Origin of the sequence: Bradyrhizobium vignae (assembly GCF_900324035.1) — a bacterium.
Classification (GTDB): Bacteria; Pseudomonadota; Alphaproteobacteria; order Rhizobiales; family Xanthobacteraceae; genus Bradyrhizobium; species Bradyrhizobium vignae.
The window spans coordinates 522,502-537,279 of record NZ_LS398110.1; the positions used below are offsets into that span (position 1 = coordinate 522,502).

Below are 14,778 nucleotides of genomic sequence, written 5' to 3' on the forward strand. Positions count from 1 at the left end.
TTGGAGCCACGCATGCCTCCCGCCGTTCTCGCTCTCACCGCCGGTGCCTTCGGCATCGGCACCACCGAATTCATCATCATGGGCCTGTTGCTCCAGGTCGCCGCTGACATGCATGTCTCCGTGCCGGTCGCGGGCCTGCTCATCTCCGGCTATGCGCTCGGCGTGTTCGTGGGGGCGCCAGTCCTCACCCTCGCGACGCGCAAAATGCCGCGCAAGACGGTGCTGCTGGCGCTGATGGCGATTTTCACGCTGGGCAATGCGGCTTGCGCGCTGGCGCCGAACTACGAATTGCTGATGGCCGCACGTGTGCTGACCTCGCTCGCCCACGGCACCTTTTTCGGCGTCGGCTCGGTCGTGGCCACCAGCCTCGTTGCCGAGGACAAGCGTGCGTCTGCGATAGCGACCATGTTCATCGGTCTCACGGTGGCAACGTTGCTCGGCGTGCCCTTTGGCGCCTGGTTCGGCCTGATGCTCGGCTGGCGCGCGGCGTTCTGGGCGGTGGTGTCATCGGCGTGATTGCGTTTGCGGTGGTCGCGCTGCTCGTCCCCGGCCATGTCGGCAATGGCAACAAGCCGATCTCGCTCGCCGAAGAAGTGGCGGTGCTCGGTCGTCCGCAGGTGCTGCTCGGTCTTGCGATGACCGTGTTCGGCTTCGCCGGCCTGTTCGTCGTCTTCACCTATATCCAGCCGATCCTGACACGTTTCACCGGCTTCTCGGAGGCCGCGGTCTCGCCGATTCTCTTGGTGTTCGGCGTCGGGCTTGCGATCGGCAACGTCGCCGGCGGCAGGCTTGCGGATCGCGGCCTCGCACGGGCCTTGACCGGCACGCTCGCCGGGCTTGCGATCGTGCTGCTTGGCCTGGCCGCCGTACTATCGGTCAAGATCCTTTCCATCGCGCTGATCTTGCTGCTCGGCATCGCCGCCTTCGCGACCGTCGCCCCGCTCCAGCTTCGGGTGCTGGAGGCTGCCGGCCCCAGCGGTCGCACGCTGGCCTCCAGCCTCAACATCGCCGCGTTCAATCTCGGCAACGCGCTCGGCGCCTGGGCCGGTGGCGTCACCATTGACCGCGGGCTCGGTCTCTCCACGCTGCCTTTGGTCGCAGCCGGGATCACGGCCATTGGTCTCGTGCTGGCGCTGTGGAGCCTCCGGCTCGACCGTGCGCCGGCCGGCGTCGCAGCGTCTCCGGCAGAGTAGGGCGAAGGCGTGCGGTGCGCTGACGATTGGTCGCATCGGCCCTCACGCCAACGCGCCATGCAGAAACGCGCTGTACAGCGCCGCATGTCGTCCGTAACCTCCGCCGCGCAATTGAAGGAGATGCTGGCGTGGCGAAGAAGACGGTGACCAAGAAGACCAAGAAGAAAAGTGTCTTGGAGAAAGAAGTGAAGACCCCGAGCAAGGCGAGCTCCAGCCGCAAGAGCGTGGTCGCGAAGCCGGCCAGGAAGGCGCCTCGGGCGAAGGCCGCCGCACCACGCCGCCCCAAGGGGGCGCCCTGGCAATGGTCGGCAGTCGAGACCGCCGCCGCGATCCGCTCCGGCGCCATCTCCGCGGTCGAGGCGGTCGAATCCCATCTCGAACGGATGCGCTCCGTCAATCCGCGGCTGAACGCCGTCGTCGTCGATCTCTCCAAGGAAGCACTTGCCGCGGCCCATGCGGCCGACAAGCAGCGCGCCAGAGGCGGCGAGCTCGGCCTCCTGCACGGCGTGCCTGTCACCATCAAGGAAAACGTCGACTACCAGGGCCGGCCGAACTTCAACGGCGTGCCCGCCAACAAGAACCTGGTTGCGCCCTCCGATGCGCCTGTCGTGCGCAACCTGAAGAAGGCCGGCGCGATCGTCATCGGGCTGACCAATACGCCCGAATTCTCCTTTCGCGGCTTTACCGACAATCCCCTGCACGGGCTGACGCTCAACCCCTGGGATCCCGATATCACCTGCGGCGGCTCCTCGGGCGGCGCGGGTTCGGCAGTCGCGGCGGGCATCGGCACCATCGCCCATGGCAACGATATCGGTGGCTCGCTGCGCTGGCCGGCGCATTGCAATGGCGTTGCCACCATCAAGCCGACGCAGGGCCGCATCCCCGCCTTCAACGCCAGCGCAACGGCGGAGCGGCCGATGCTGGCGCATCTGATGTCGGCGCAGGGGCCGCTCGCACGCCACGTCGCCGACGTTCGCCTTGCGCTGGAGGTGATGAGCCAGCGCGATCCGCGCGATCCCTGGTGGGTGCCGGCACCACTGGTCGGCGAGAAGCCGAAGGGACCGATCAAGGTCGCGCTGGCAAAGATCCCAGAGGACATGGACGTCGATCCGTCTGTCGCCGCGGCGCTGCGCCAGGCCGCGGACCATCTTGAACGGTCCGGCTATCGCGTCAGCGAGGTCGAGGTGCCAGACATCAACGGTGTCTGGCAGACCTGGTGCGACATCATCACCAACGAGACCGTGGTGATGCAGGAAGCCTCCATGCTGAAGGTCGCGTCCGAAGATTTTCACAAGGCCTGGGGCGGCATGAAAGCCAAGGCCAACGTGCTCGATCTGCCGGCCTGGATGCGCGCCACTGCCGCGCGCAACGGCCACATCCGCGCCTGGCAATTGTTCTTCGAGGACTATCCGGTGGTGCTGGCGCCGACCACGGTGAAGCCGACGCCGGGCCCGCGCGAGGATGCCGTCAGCGCCGAGCGCGTGCGCGAGATCTTCTGGGGCGAGATCCGCTTCATCTCCGCCATCAACGTGCTGGGTCTGCCCGGCGCAGTGGTGCCGGTGGCGCTCCACGAGGGCAAGCCGATCGGTGTGCAGCTGATTGCAGGGCGCTATCGCGAGGATCTCGCACTCGATGCCGCGGCCGCGATCGAGAAGCGCGTCGGCGTGCTGGCACATCGGCTGTGGGAGACGATGGCGTAAGCCTAAGCAGGCGCCGCCGCGTTGGAGATGCATTCCCCTTTCCCGCGGTGTGCGCTGTTGAGCACCGACTGTCTGTCCAGCGTCATGGCCGGGCTTGTCCCGGCCAACCACGCCTTTCCATGCAGCACAAAGAACATGGATGCCCGGGACAAGCCAGGGCATGACGACCTCCGCCAAATGTGCAAATGCGATAACCCTGCCCATGGGGGAGGGGAGCTCGGCCGCTCAGGGGCGAGACGACACCGCGCGAGACACGGCAAGGTCAGTTAATCGAATTTAACCGGATTTCCGGCCAATTCGCGCGCAAGCATTAGGGTTACTTCCTCGATCTCTAGGCGAATTATTGTCCGCTTTACCACCCGCCTCTAACAGAGGGACGGCGGACAACGCACACGCCTCATTGTAGGCCAATAAGTGCGGCCCGCTCCACGCGGAGGTGGCACGATGCGCAACGAGACGATCGCTATTCACGCCGGCTACGAGCCCGAAGCCACGACGCACGCAGTGGCCGTGCCGATCTACCAGACCGCGGCATACGCCTTCGACAGTGCCGATCACGGCGCGGCCCTGTTCAATCTCGAGACTGAGGGCTTTCGCTACAGCCGCATCGCCAATCCGACCAGCGCGGTGCTGGAGAAGCGCATCGCCCAACTCGAAGGCGGCGTCGGAGCGCTTGCGGTCGCGACCGGGCAGGCTGCGCTGCATTTTGCCTTCGTCAACGTCGCCGATCACGGCGGCAACATTGTTTCAGTGCCGCAGCTCTACGGCACCACGCACACGCTGCTCTCGCACATCCTGCCGCGCCAGGGCATTACCGGCCGTTTCGCCGAGAGCGACAAGCCGGAGGCGATCGAGAAGCTGATCGACGAAAACACCCGGGCCGTGTTCGCCGAGACCATCGGCAATCCCGCCGGCAATGTCTGCGACATCGAGGCGCTGGCGAAGATCGCCCACGCGCATGGCGTGCCGCTGATCGTCGACAACACCGTCGCAACCCCGATCCTGCTCAAGCCGTTCGACTACGGCGCCGACATCGCCGTGCATTCGCTGACCAAGTTCCTGGGCGGTCACGGCACCACGCTCGGCGGCGCCATCGTCGATTCCGGAAACTTCCCGTGGGCGAAATACGCCAATCGTTTTCCGGCCTACAACAAGCCCGACGCGTCCTATCACGGCCTCGTCTATGCCGAGCGGTTCGGCCGCACCGCCTATATCGAGCGCGCGCGCAGCGTCTACCAGCGCACCATGGGTTCGGTGTTGTCGCCGTTCAACGCCTTCCTGCTGCTCCAGGGTATCGAGACTGTCGCGCTGCGCATGGAGCGCCATGTCGAGAACGCCCGCAAGGTCGCCGAATTTTTGCGCGACGACCCGCGCGTGGCTTGGGTCAATTACACCGGCTTCCCGGACAGCCCCTATTATCCGCTGGTGCAGAAGTACTTGAATGGCAACGCCTCATCGCTGTTCACCTTCGGCATCAAAGGCGGCATGGAGGCCGGCAAGACCTTCTACGATGCGCTGAAGCTGATTACGCGGCTCGTCAATATCGGCGATGCCAAGTCGCTCGCCTGCCATCCGGCTTCGACCACGCACCGGCAGATGTCGGCGGAGCAGCAGCGCGTTGCCGGCGTGCTGCCGGAGACCATCCGTCTGTCGATCGGTATCGAGCATGTCTCTGACATCATCGAGGACGTCGACCAGGCGCTGGAAAAAGCCTGCCCATCGGCGCGCCTCGAGGCCGCGGAGTAGGCGCCGCCGCCCATGACGATCTTGATCGATAGCGATCAAGTCATTGCGGGCCCGGCGCTGGTGCCCGCCGCGCACGATCTCGCGCGCGAAGCCGGCACCGAACTCACCGTCGGTCTCGTCAACAACATGCCGGATGCGGCACTGAAGGCGACCGAGCGGCAGTTCATGAAGCTGCTCCAGGCCGCAGCAGGTGCGCGCCGTATCCGCTTCCACTGCTTCTCGCTTCCCAGCGTGAAGCGCTCGCCCGAAGCGAGGTGGCATGTCGAGAGCGAGTATTCCGACCTATCCGATCTCGAGCGTGGAAAACTCGATGGGCTGATCGTGACCGGCGCCGAGCCGATCGCGCCCGAGCTCGACCAGGAGCCATACTGGCGCGACCTCACGAGCCTGATCGACTGGGCCAAGACCAACACGCGATCGACGATCTGGTCGTGCCTTGCCGCGCATGCCGCGGTGCTGCATCTCGACGGCATTGAGCGGCGGCGGTTGCCGGCCAAATGCCACGGCATTTTCGATTGCGACGTCGTGATGAGCGATTCCCTGACCCATGCGGCGCCTGCGCCGCTCAAGGTCTCGCATTCACGTCTGAACGAAATCGCCGAGAGCGATCTCGCTGAGGCCGGCTATCAGGTGCTGACACGCTCGGCCGAAGCCGGCGTCGACGTCTTCGTTCGTCAGTATGCCAGCCGCTTCGTGTTCTTCCAGGGCCACCCGGAGTATGACGCGCTGTCGCTCCAGCGCGAATATCTGCGCGACATCGGCCGCTATCTCGCGCGGGAGCGCGACAACTATCCGCGCCTGCCGGTGAGTTACTTTGACGCAGGGACCGAAGAGAAGCTGGCTCGGTTCGAGAAGAAGGCGACACACGAGCGCCATCCGGCGCTCACCAACGAGCTGCCTGGGCTGAGCTTGCGCGCCGATATCGACGCCGGCAACGCCGCGGCGGTGCTCTTCCGCAACTGGTTGCGCTATCTCGGCGCGGACGCCAATGCGGCGGTGGCGGCGCGCTAGCCGAAGCGGTCTTGATTCCGCGTTAGGATTACCCGTGCGTTAGGCTTGCCTCAACCTGCGCACGAATGTTTCAGTAGAGAAACAGGACATCACGGGAAACGCAGCGTGTGGTCGGCACTCCAGGGACGCGTGAACAATCGGCTGGCCCGGCATTTTCGGGCCGCGCCGCACCGGCTGCCCGTGCATGTGCCGATGGTGAGCTTCACCTTCGACGATGCCCCCGACAGCGCCGCAGGCGAGGGCGCCGAGCTTTTGGAGCAGCATGGCGGCCGCGGCACCTATTACCTCGCCGGCAGTCTGATCGATCGCCCCTCGGATCATTGGCATGGCCTGTCGAATGACGCGATCGTGCGGCTTCACCGCGTTGGGCACGAGATTGCCTGCCACACCTTCTCGCATCAGAGCTCGGCCACTCTCGGCGAAGCCGCGATGGCTCGCGAGATCGAGCGGAACCGCAGTCATTTCCGCGGCATCGATGCTTCGATCACGCTGGCGAACTTCGCCTATCCCTATGGGATCGCCTCGGTCTGGCGCAAGCCGCAACTCGCAAAAGCCTTTCGCTCCGCGCGTGGCATCCTTCCCGGCGTCAACAGCGGCGTCATCGATCTCCAGTTCCTGCGCGCCTCGCCTTTGGTCGATTGCGAGATCGACAAGGCGGGCATCGATCGCTATTTCGACGAGGCGGTCGCAAGCGGCGGCTGGCTGATCTTCTACGGCCACGACGTCACCACTAGGCCGAGCCCCTATGGCTGCACGCCACATTTGATGCGTCATGCGCTGGAGGCCGCCGGCAAGCGCAACATGCCGATCGTGACCGTCGCAGAAGCGCTGCGACGGATCGGGGCGTAGCGTCTTTTTCCCTTCTCCCCCTTTGCGGGAGAAGGTGGCGCGAAGCGCCGGATGAGGGGTATGCCTCCGCAAAATCGAATTCGTGGATGGAGACCCCTCCCCCGTCTCGCCACTATGCGGCGAGCCACCCTCTCCCCGCAAGGCCGCAGGGGGAGAGGGGAAGGGGCGCACTCGCCCCGCAAACGGTCTTGCCACGCCGACGCCAGCATGCGACTGGCCTTGTGACGAATCTCACGGCCTGATCTGCTCCGCCATGTCCGCTCCCTCCACCGCTCCGCTGCCTGCGCCGGCCAATGGGCGCGACGCGCTGTCGGTGCTGCATTCGGTGTTCGGCCTGCCGGGTTTCCGCGGCGCGCAGGGCGAGATCATCCAGCACGTCACGGACGGCGGCAACTGCCTGGTCTTGATGCCGACCGGCGGTGGCAAGTCGCTGTGCTACCAGCTTCCGTCCTTGCTGCGTGAAGGCTGCGGCATCGTGGTGTCGCCCTTGATCGCCCTGATGCGCGACCAGGTCGCCGGCCTGATCGAGGCCGGCGTCAACGCCGCCGCGCTGAACTCGTCGCTGACGCCGCAGGAGGCGTCCGACATCGAGCGGCGCCTGCTCGCGGGCGACCTCGACCTGCTCTATGTCGCGCCGGAACGCCTGGTGACGCCCCGCTGCCTGTCGCTGCTGGCGCAGGCGAAGGTGGCGCTGTTTGCGATCGACGAGGCGCATTGCGTCTCGCAATGGGGCCATGATTTCCGGCCCGAATATGTCGGCCTTTCCATCATCGCCGAGCGCTTTCCCGACGTGCCGCGCATCGCGTTGACCGCGACCGCCGACGAGCTGACCCGCAAGGAGATCGTCGCGCGGCTTCAGCTCTCGGACGCGCCGCAATTCGTCTCGAGCTTCGACCGGCCCAACATCCGCTACGAGATCGTCGACAAGCGCAATTCGGTATCGCAGCTGAAGGAATTCATCCGCGAGCGCCACATGGGCGATGCCGGCGTGGTCTATTGCCTCTCGCGCAACCGGGTCGAGGAGGTCGCTGCCGCGCTTCAGGACGCCGGTATTGCGGCGCTGCCCTATCACGCCGGGCTCGATGGGTCGTTGCGCTCGCGCAACCAGGACCGCTTTCTCAACGAGGACGGCATCGTCATCGTCGCGACCGTCGCGTTCGGCATGGGCATCGACAAGCCCGACGTGCGCTTCGTCGCCCATCTGGATCTGCCCAAGAGCATCGAGGCCTATTACCAGGAGACGGGGCGCGCCGGCCGTGACGGCAAGCCGTCGACGGCCTGGATGGCCTATGGGCTGTCGGACATCGTGCAGCAGCGTCGCATGATCGACGAGTCCAACGCCTCCGACGAGTTCAAGCGGGTCTCGATCGGCAAGCTCGATGCACTGGTCGGTCTTGCCGAAACGCCGCACTGCCGCCGACGGCGGCTGCTCGCCTATTTCGGCGAGATCGTGATGGGCGAGAGCTGCGGAAATTGCGACAATTGCCTGACGCCGCCCAAGATGCGCGACGGCAAGGTGCTGGCGCAGAAGCTGCTGTCCTGCGTCTACCGCACCGGACAGCGCTTTGGTGCGATGCATTTGATCGACGTGCTGGTGGGGCGCCTGACCGAGAAGGTGACGCAGTTCGGTCACGACAAGCTGTCGGTGTTCGGCATCGGCCGCGAGCTCAACGAAAAGCAATGGCGCACGGTGCTGCGGCAATTGGTGGCGATGGGACATCTGCGAAGCGACAGCGAAGCTTACGGCGCGCTCAAGCTGACGGAGTCCTCGCGCGGCGTGCTGCGCGGCGAAACGGACGTGTGGCTGCGCGAGGAGGCGCCGGGCACCCACATCCGGTCGAGCCGCGCCAAGTCCCGTCGCGGCGATCTCGCGCCCGCGGCCAGCGCGCCGCAAGGCGATGTCGATCCCGAGCTGCGCGCGCGCCTGCGCGCCTGGCGTTCTGAGGTCGCGCGCCAGCGCGGCGTGCCGGCCTACGTCGTACTCCACGATGCCACCATCGACGGCATCGTCCGGGCCTGGCCCACCACGCTGGACGAGCTGCGCAACGTGCCGGGCATCGGCGACAAGAAGCTCGAGCATTACGGCGACGAGCTGCTGCAGATCGTCAGGACGAGGTAGCCGCCAACTCAATTGTCATCCCGGACAAGCGCCAAAGCGCGCAGATCCGGGATCCATAACCACAGGCCGATGTGGCTGGGGCAAGCTGCCAAGCACGAGTCTTCGCCAAACGCGGTCATGTGGTCGCGACGAGCGCAGGCGCTCGCGCGGGGGTCCCGGGTCCGCGCTGACGCTTGCCCGGGACGACAGCAGTTAATGAGGCGCGAGAGCCAGCCTTCACTCACCCGTTACGGAACGCATACGCATATCCGTTCAGCGCCGGCGCGCCGCCGAGATGGGCGTAGAGAATCTTCGCGCCCTTCTCGAAATAGCCCTTCTTGGCGAGATCGATCAGGCCCTGCATCGACTTGCCCTCATAGACGGGGTCGGTGATCATGCCTTCGAGACGCGCGGTGAGACGGATCGCCTCCTTGGTCTCTTCCGACGGCACGCCGTAGGCCGGATAGGCGTAGTCCTCGATCAGCACGACATCGTCGGCGACGAGCTCCTTGCCGAGCTCGACCAGCTTGGCGGTGTTCTGCGCGATCTCGAGCACCTGCGCCTTGGTCTGCGCGGGCGTGAAGGACGCATCGATGCCGATTACCTTGCGGGCGCGGCCGTCGGCGGCGAAGCCGACCAGCATGCCGGCATGGGTCGAGCCGGTGACGGTGCAGACCACGATATAGTCGAACTTGAAGCCGAGCTCTTTCTCCTGCTTGCGCACCTCCTCGGCGAAGCCGACATAGCCGAGCCCGCCGAACTTGTGCACGGAGGCGCCGGCCGGAATGGCGTAAGGCTTGCCGCCAGCGGCCTTCACCTCCTCGATCGCCTGCTCCCAGCTCTTGCGGATGCCGATGTCGAAGCCGTCATCGACCAGGCGCACGTCGGCGCCCATGATGCGCGAGAGCATGATGTTGCCGACGCGGTCGTACACTGCGTCCTCGTGCGGCACCCAGGCTTCCTGCACCAGGCGGCACTTCATGCCGAGCTTGGCGGCGACGGCGGCGATCATGCGGGTGTGGTTGGACTGCACGCCGCCGATCGACACCAGCGTGTCGGCGTTGGAGGCGATCGCGTCGGGGACGATGTATTCGAGCTTGCGCAGCTTGTTTCCGCCATAGGCGAGGCCGGAATTGCAGTCCTCGCGCTTGGCATAGACCTCGACGTGGCCGCCGAGATGTTTTGACAGCCGCTCCAGCTTCTCGATGGGCGTCGGACCGAAGGTCAGCGGATAGCGCGCGAATTTTTCCAGGTTCATGGATCATCCCCGTTGGCGTTGGTGTCTGCGACGTGGCTAGCATTGCGGCGCAAAAAGGTGCTCTCGAATTTTGCGCCCATATTGCACGTGATCTTGCGGAAGATGCGACTTCAGCTAAGACTTCTTCCGCCGTTGCATCTCCAAGTGAAAGATTCTTCCATGTCCGGGCGGCTCGACCGTATCGACCTCAAGATATTGAGATTGCTGCAAAATAACGGGCGGCTGAGCAACTCCGAGCTGGCCGCATCAGTCGCGATCAGCCCCGCCACATGCCACCGCCGCACCCAGCGCCTGTTCGAGGACGGCTTCATCGCCGCGGTGCGCGCCATGGTCGCGCCGAAAAAGGTGGCAAAGGGCACGCTGGTGATGGTCGGCGTCGTGCTCGACCGCTCGACGCCGGAGAGCTTTGCCACCTTCGAGCAGGCGATTGCGAAGTTGAAATTCGTGCTCGACTGCCACCTCGTCGCCGGCGACTTCGACTATTTCCTCAAGATCCGGGTCGGTGACATGGAGGATTTCAACCGCATCCACGGCGAGCAACTCATCGCGCTGCCCGGCGTGCGCCAGACCCGCACCTTCTTCGTGATGAAGGAGGTCGTCGACAACGCGCCGCTGGAGTTTTGAGCCTCACACTTGATGCACGATCGGCATCATGAGAGATTCGCGCAATGCAGACATTCCCGTTCCGCCAGCACAATCCGGCCGGGCCGGCCTATCGGCGCGGCTGGGTCGACGAGGCCGTGGCCGCGATCGAGGCCGACCAGTGCCGCACCGCCGACACGCATCTGATTCGGCTGATCGTGCCGGCACTGTCCGGCATCGATATCTACCTGAAGGATGAATCCACGCATCCGACCGGCAGCCTGAAGCATCGGCTGGCGCGCTCGCTATTCCTCTACGCGCTGTGCAACGGCCATATCCGCGAAGGTACGTCCGTCGTCGAGGCCTCGTCGGGATCGACCGCGGTGTCGGAAGCCTATTTCGCGCAGATGATCGGCGTACCCTTCTATGCCGTTATGCCGCGCACGACCTCGGCGGAGAAGATCGCCGCGATCGAGCATTATGGCGGCAACTGCCACCTGATCGACGACGGCCGCGCGCTCTATGCGGAGGCTGCGGCGCTCGCAGCCCGTCTGAACGGCCATTACATGGACCAGTTCACCTTCGCCGAACGCGCCACCGACTGGCGCGGCAACAACAACATCGCCGAATCGATCTTCACGCAATTGCAGGGCGAGCCGCGCCCGCTGCCGGACTGGATCGTGATGGGCGCCGGCACCGGCGGCACCTCGGCCACTATCGGACGCTATCTGCGCTATCGCCAGTATCCGACGCGGCTGTGCGTTGCCGATGTCGAGCACTCCGCCTTCTTCGACTGCTTCCGCTCCCAGGACCGATCCCATGTCTGCGATCGGCCGTCGCTGATCGAGGGCGTCGGCCGGCCGCGCTGCGAACCTTCCTTCGTGCCGGGCGTGGTCGATCGCATGATGAAGATCCCGGATGCGGCGACGATCGCCGCGATGAACGTGTTGGCGCGCCGGCTGCGCCGCCCGGTCGGCGGCTCCACCGGCACCAATTTCCTGGCGCTGTGCCGGCTCGCCTCGGAGATGCGCCAGGCGAACGTCACGGGGTCGCTGGTGACGCTGATCTGCGATTCCGGCGAGCGCTACCGACAGACCTATTACGAGTCGGGATGGCTGAAAGCGCGCGGTCTCGATCCGGCACCATTCGAGGCGACATTGTCGTCGTTCCTCGCGACAGGTGAGCCCTTGAGACTCGATGTCGACGACGTCGTCAATCCGGAGAGCGCATAGGGCCCAAAGGTCCGTAGCTGACATCTTCGTGCGATTTACGAAATGGCACGGCCCGTCACGGCAACTTCACTTGCCTTGCGCGCGGCTGCAGGTGACGGTTGCGTCCTCTCAACGAGGAGATCCTGCCGTGCGCCTTCCCATTCTCGATCCGAAAGACCTGAGTGCCGAACAGAAGCCGCTCTATGACGACATGCGAGCCGGCATCAAGGATCATTTCAAGGGTTTTGTGAACATGCGCGACGACGGCGCGCTGCTCGGGCCCTGGAATCCCTGGATCCGCGAGCCGCGCTTCGGCAAGCCGGTATGGGAGCTGGTCAAAGCGATCGCGTCGAACCCGTTGCTGCCCGCTGCCGTCCGCGAGGTCGCGATCCTCGTCACCGGCTCGCATTTCCGGTCCGGTTACGAGCTCTATGCCCACGTGCTCGTTGCCGAGCAGCGTGGCCTCTCCGACGAGAAGCTCGCGACCATCGTCGCCGGGCAGCGACCGGTGGACCTCACCAAGCAGGAGGCGGTCGCCTACGATATGGCATCGGCACTGGTCGGCGGCGGCGTACTGCCGGAGCTGACCTGGCGCGCGGCGGTGAAGGAATTCGGCGAGCACGGCGCCGCCGAGCTGTCCTATCTCGTCGGCGTCTACTGTATGGTCTCGGTCACGCTCAACACCTTTGACGTGCCGGTGCCGGACTAGCGAGCTGGCTAATTGCGCACGGCGTAAAGGGGCGTTCGCAGCGTCAGCTGGTAGGCCGGTTTCGGCATCCACGCGATCTGTGCGGTGATGCCGAACAGGCGGTTATCGTTGTCGTCCATGCGATCAAGGTCGAGGCGCAGGGTCGGCTGGGTGAAGGACGCCGCCAGCGTCCGCCCCCCGAGCTGCGCGCCGCCGAAAGACTGCATGCCGACGCGCCCGGTGAACTTCCAATTGCTTGGCCATTGATAATAACCGCCGGCATAGAGGATCGTGTTCGTTCCGATGCTGGCGAACGGGCTGGCGATGCTGGTCTTGGTGTATTGCATGCCGGCCAGCCAGCCCCGTGTCTCGTCTTCGTCGAGCGCGTAGTCGAATTCCAGGATGTTATTCAAAGAATTCGTCATGCCCTGCTCGTTCGGCACCGACTGCGTCAGGGTCGACTGCAGCCTGATGGTCGGGATCTTCCCGCCGTTCTGCTGGTAGAGATCGGCCTGCACGCCGATGTTCCAGCTCGTGATGTCGAACGCCGACCAGCCGCCGCCGACGTCAATGGTCGAGCCCGACACGCCGCCATAAAGCGAGACGCGGTCGCTGACGTCGACGGTCAGCGGCAGGTCGACGGCGATGGATTTTGCCGCCGGCGAGCCGTTTGGCAGCGTTGCGCCTCCACGCACCGCCAGGGCTTCGAGCGCGGCCGATACCGAGGTGTTGCCGAAGCCGAGCCCGAGCGCGCCCGCCGGGGTCCTCGCATAGATTGTGCGCAAATCGAGGTAGATGTTCGGGACACGTGGCTTTGCGGGCTCGTCGTCCTCATCGTCGGCCGCGAAGGCTCCGCCGGCCGAGATCGCCAGACAAAGCAGTCCCGTCGCGGTAACGCGCAAAACCGAACAACGAGATTGGCTGCGAAGGGGCACGTGACGATCCGGCGCATGGCGATTTGACGGCGAAACCGGTGCTAGATGGAACGTGATCGCTCGTGCGGTCAAGCGATCTTCGCAAGCGATGGACGGCATGGACGTGTGCGGTTACCCTGGCGTGATCGCACCGACACACTCGCCAGCCACAGTGCAGGCCGAACAATGGAGGACGACAGCCATGAACACGTCACGCCGCATCCTGCTCGCCGGAATGGCGGGGCTCGCCGTTGCTCCCACCGCTGCTGCCGCCGCTGCACCATCGGCAGAACCCGGCGACGTGACCGTAGCCGAAGAACGCTTTGCGCGCACGATTGCGGCCGCGCATGCCCCCGATATTATCTGCGCGCGGCAGGCCGCACGCTATGCGGACGCGCACTGGCCGGAGTATGTCGCGGCAGCGCGCGCGGTCATTGGCTCGAGGGCATGACGCTGCTTTCTTCCCTCTTCACCGCCCTGCGCACCTGCTCGCCGATCTGCGACAGCACGAGCTGAGCCTGTGGCAAGATCGCGCCCATGGCGTGGAAATTGTGGACCATGCCGTCGTGGCAGACATGCTCGACGGCGACGCCCGCGGTGAGCAGCTTGCGGGCATAGGCATTGCCCTCGTCGCGCATCGGGTCGTACTCGGCAGTGTGGATGATCGCGGGCGGCAGGCCCGCGAGCCGTGTCGCGCGCAACGGAGAGACACGCGGATGGGCGGTGTCGATGCCGTCAGGCAGATAGTCGGAAAGATCGGCTTCGATCGTGGCACGATCGATCAGGTGGCCTTCCGCAAAGGCCTCGCGCGAGGGCGAGGTCTCCTCGAAATCCAGCACCGGGCAGATCAGGCATTGCGCCACGATGGAGAGGCCGGCGTTTTGCAAAGCCTGCTGGCACACGATCGCCGCCAATGTGGCGCCGGCGGAATCGCCGCCGACAACCAGCCGTTCGGCGTCGATGCCCAGGGAGCGCGCCTCGCGCGCGACCCATTCGGTCGCGGCGATCGCATCGTCCACGGCAGCGGGAAATTTGTGCTCGGGCGCGAGCCGGTAGTCGACCGAGACCAGGCGGCAGCCGGTGGCATGCGCCAGCGCCGCCGCGATGCGGTCATGCGTGGCAATACTGCCGGCGACGAGGCCGCCGCCATGGAAGAACACGAAGCCCGGTGCGAGCTCCCCAGCGCTTGCCGGCGTGTAGAGGCGATAGGGCAGCTCGCCGCCCGTACCGGTCAGCATGCCGTCCGAGGTCGTCACATCCGGCGCCTCGGCGCGCGCGAACTGCATCAGCTTTGCCAGCGATTGCCGTCGCGCCTCCACGCTGGGCCGGCTCCGCGCCTGCGGCGCAGCCGCCGCCAACATGGTCAACAAACGCTTTGCGAGCGGATCGAGCGGCATGGGGACACTCCGTGACTGCCGGACATTATAGCCGGTTTGCGCGGTCCTAACCTCCCTGGAGGGAGAGGGTGCCCAAATCCCGCAGCAAATCGTTTAGAAATTGCGGCAATAGTGCCCGGATATTCTCAGGG

Annotated in this window: 12 protein-coding genes and 1 pseudogene; 10 read left to right on the forward strand and 3 right to left on the reverse strand. The window is 65.4% G+C overall.

The annotated features are described in order from the left end of the window. The first annotated feature begins 12 nt into the window (after nt 1-12). From BRAD3257_RS02470 to recQ, 6 genes and pseudogenes are all read left to right on the forward strand, one after another. Nucleotides 13-1,193 (forward strand): annotated as a pseudogene (locus tag BRAD3257_RS02470) (MFS transporter). Nucleotides 1,194-1,321: 128 nt separating this feature from the next. Further along, nucleotides 1,322-2,893, forward strand: coding sequence for an amidase family protein (locus BRAD3257_RS02475; protein ID WP_122400510.1), 1,572 nt, complete (start codon nt 1,322-1,324; stop codon nt 2,891-2,893). 444 nt (nt 2,894-3,337) lie between these two features. Beyond that, nucleotides 3,338-4,639 (forward strand): O-acetylhomoserine aminocarboxypropyltransferase/cysteine synthase family protein, encoded by a 1,302-nt coding sequence (locus BRAD3257_RS02485; protein WP_122400512.1) that lies wholly within the window; start codon nt 3,338-3,340, stop codon nt 4,637-4,639. Between the two features lie 12 nt (nt 4,640-4,651). Next, the gene (metA, locus tag BRAD3257_RS02490) at nt 4,652-5,650 is read left to right on the forward strand and encodes a homoserine O-succinyltransferase MetA (protein WP_122400513.1); all 999 of its coding nucleotides are present in this window, start codon (nt 4,652-4,654) and stop codon (nt 5,648-5,650) included. Between the two features lie 105 nt (nt 5,651-5,755). Then, entirely contained in the window at nt 5,756-6,499 is a 744-nt protein-coding gene (locus tag BRAD3257_RS02495) for a polysaccharide deacetylase family protein (RefSeq protein ID WP_122400514.1), read from the forward strand. Nucleotides 6,500-6,752: 253 nt separating this feature from the next. Further along, nucleotides 6,753-8,618, forward strand: a complete 1,866-nt coding sequence (recQ, locus tag BRAD3257_RS02500) for a DNA helicase RecQ (protein ID WP_122400515.1) — start codon at nt 6,753-6,755, stop codon at nt 8,616-8,618. A 220-nt stretch (nt 8,619-8,838) separates the two neighbouring features. Here recQ and BRAD3257_RS02505 read toward each other — a convergent pair whose 3' ends face one another. Beyond that, complete coding sequence (locus BRAD3257_RS02505; protein ID WP_122400516.1) at nt 8,839-9,855, reverse strand: 1-aminocyclopropane-1-carboxylate deaminase; 1,017 nt, start codon at nt 9,853-9,855, stop codon at nt 8,839-8,841. Between the two features lie 159 nt (nt 9,856-10,014). Between BRAD3257_RS02505 and BRAD3257_RS02510 the strand changes: the two genes are divergently transcribed. The 3 genes from BRAD3257_RS02510 to BRAD3257_RS02520 all read left to right on the forward strand — a co-directional run bounded on the left by BRAD3257_RS02510 (nt 10,015) and on the right by BRAD3257_RS02520 (nt 12,357). Further along, a complete protein-coding gene (locus BRAD3257_RS02510) occupies nt 10,015-10,479 on the forward strand; it encodes an Lrp/AsnC family transcriptional regulator (RefSeq protein WP_122400517.1) in 465 nt (154 codons plus the stop codon). Nucleotides 10,480-10,523: 44 nt separating this feature from the next. After that, on the forward strand, nt 10,524-11,669 hold the full coding sequence (locus tag BRAD3257_RS02515; RefSeq protein WP_122400518.1) for a PLP-dependent cysteine synthase family protein: 1,146 nt from the start codon (nt 10,524-10,526) through the stop codon (nt 11,667-11,669). A gap of 127 nt (nt 11,670-11,796) precedes the next feature. Beyond that, nucleotides 11,797-12,357, forward strand: a complete 561-nt coding sequence (locus BRAD3257_RS02520) for a carboxymuconolactone decarboxylase family protein (protein WP_162500076.1) — start codon at nt 11,797-11,799, stop codon at nt 12,355-12,357. 8 nt (nt 12,358-12,365) lie between these two features. On the opposite strand, the gene BRAD3257_RS02525 is transcribed toward BRAD3257_RS02520, so the two are convergent. Then, nucleotides 12,366-13,238, reverse strand: a complete 873-nt coding sequence (locus tag BRAD3257_RS02525) for a hypothetical protein (RefSeq protein WP_122400519.1) — start codon at nt 13,236-13,238, stop codon at nt 12,366-12,368. Between the two features lie 214 nt (nt 13,239-13,452). Between BRAD3257_RS02525 and BRAD3257_RS02530 the strand changes: the two genes are divergently transcribed. Continuing rightward, nucleotides 13,453-13,701 (forward strand): hypothetical protein, encoded by a 249-nt coding sequence (locus BRAD3257_RS02530; RefSeq protein ID WP_122400520.1) that lies wholly within the window; start codon nt 13,453-13,455, stop codon nt 13,699-13,701. Here the strand turns inward: BRAD3257_RS02530 and BRAD3257_RS02535 are convergent. Further along, a complete protein-coding gene (locus tag BRAD3257_RS02535; RefSeq protein WP_122400521.1) occupies nt 13,682-14,647 on the reverse strand; it encodes an alpha/beta hydrolase in 966 nt (321 codons plus the stop codon). The genes BRAD3257_RS02530 and BRAD3257_RS02535 overlap by 20 nt on opposite strands. Between the last annotated feature and the right edge of the window lie 131 nt (nt 14,648-14,778).

What these genes read in the sequence shown, in the direction of transcription:
- BRAD3257_RS02485 (WP_122400512.1), top strand. Translation starts at nt 3,338, where the DNA reads ATGCGCAACGAGACGATCGCTATTCACGCCGGCTACGAGCCCGAAGCC.
- metA (WP_122400513.1), top strand. Translation starts at nt 4,652, where the DNA reads ATGACGATCTTGATCGATAGCGATCAAGTCATTGCGGGCCCGGCGCTG.
- recQ (WP_122400515.1), top strand. Translation starts at nt 6,753, where the DNA reads ATGTCCGCTCCCTCCACCGCTCCGCTGCCTGCGCCGGCCAATGGGCGC.
- BRAD3257_RS02505 (WP_122400516.1), bottom strand. Translation starts at nt 9,855, where the DNA reads ATGAACCTGGAAAAATTCGCGCGCTATCCGCTGACCTTCGGTCCGACG.
- BRAD3257_RS02510 (WP_122400517.1), top strand. Translation starts at nt 10,015, where the DNA reads ATGTCCGGGCGGCTCGACCGTATCGACCTCAAGATATTGAGATTGCTG.
- BRAD3257_RS02515 (WP_122400518.1), top strand. Translation starts at nt 10,524, where the DNA reads ATGCAGACATTCCCGTTCCGCCAGCACAATCCGGCCGGGCCGGCCTAT.
- BRAD3257_RS02530 (WP_122400520.1), top strand. Translation starts at nt 13,453, where the DNA reads ATGAACACGTCACGCCGCATCCTGCTCGCCGGAATGGCGGGGCTCGCC.
- BRAD3257_RS02535 (WP_122400521.1), bottom strand. Translation starts at nt 14,647, where the DNA reads ATGCCGCTCGATCCGCTCGCAAAGCGTTTGTTGACCATGTTGGCGGCG.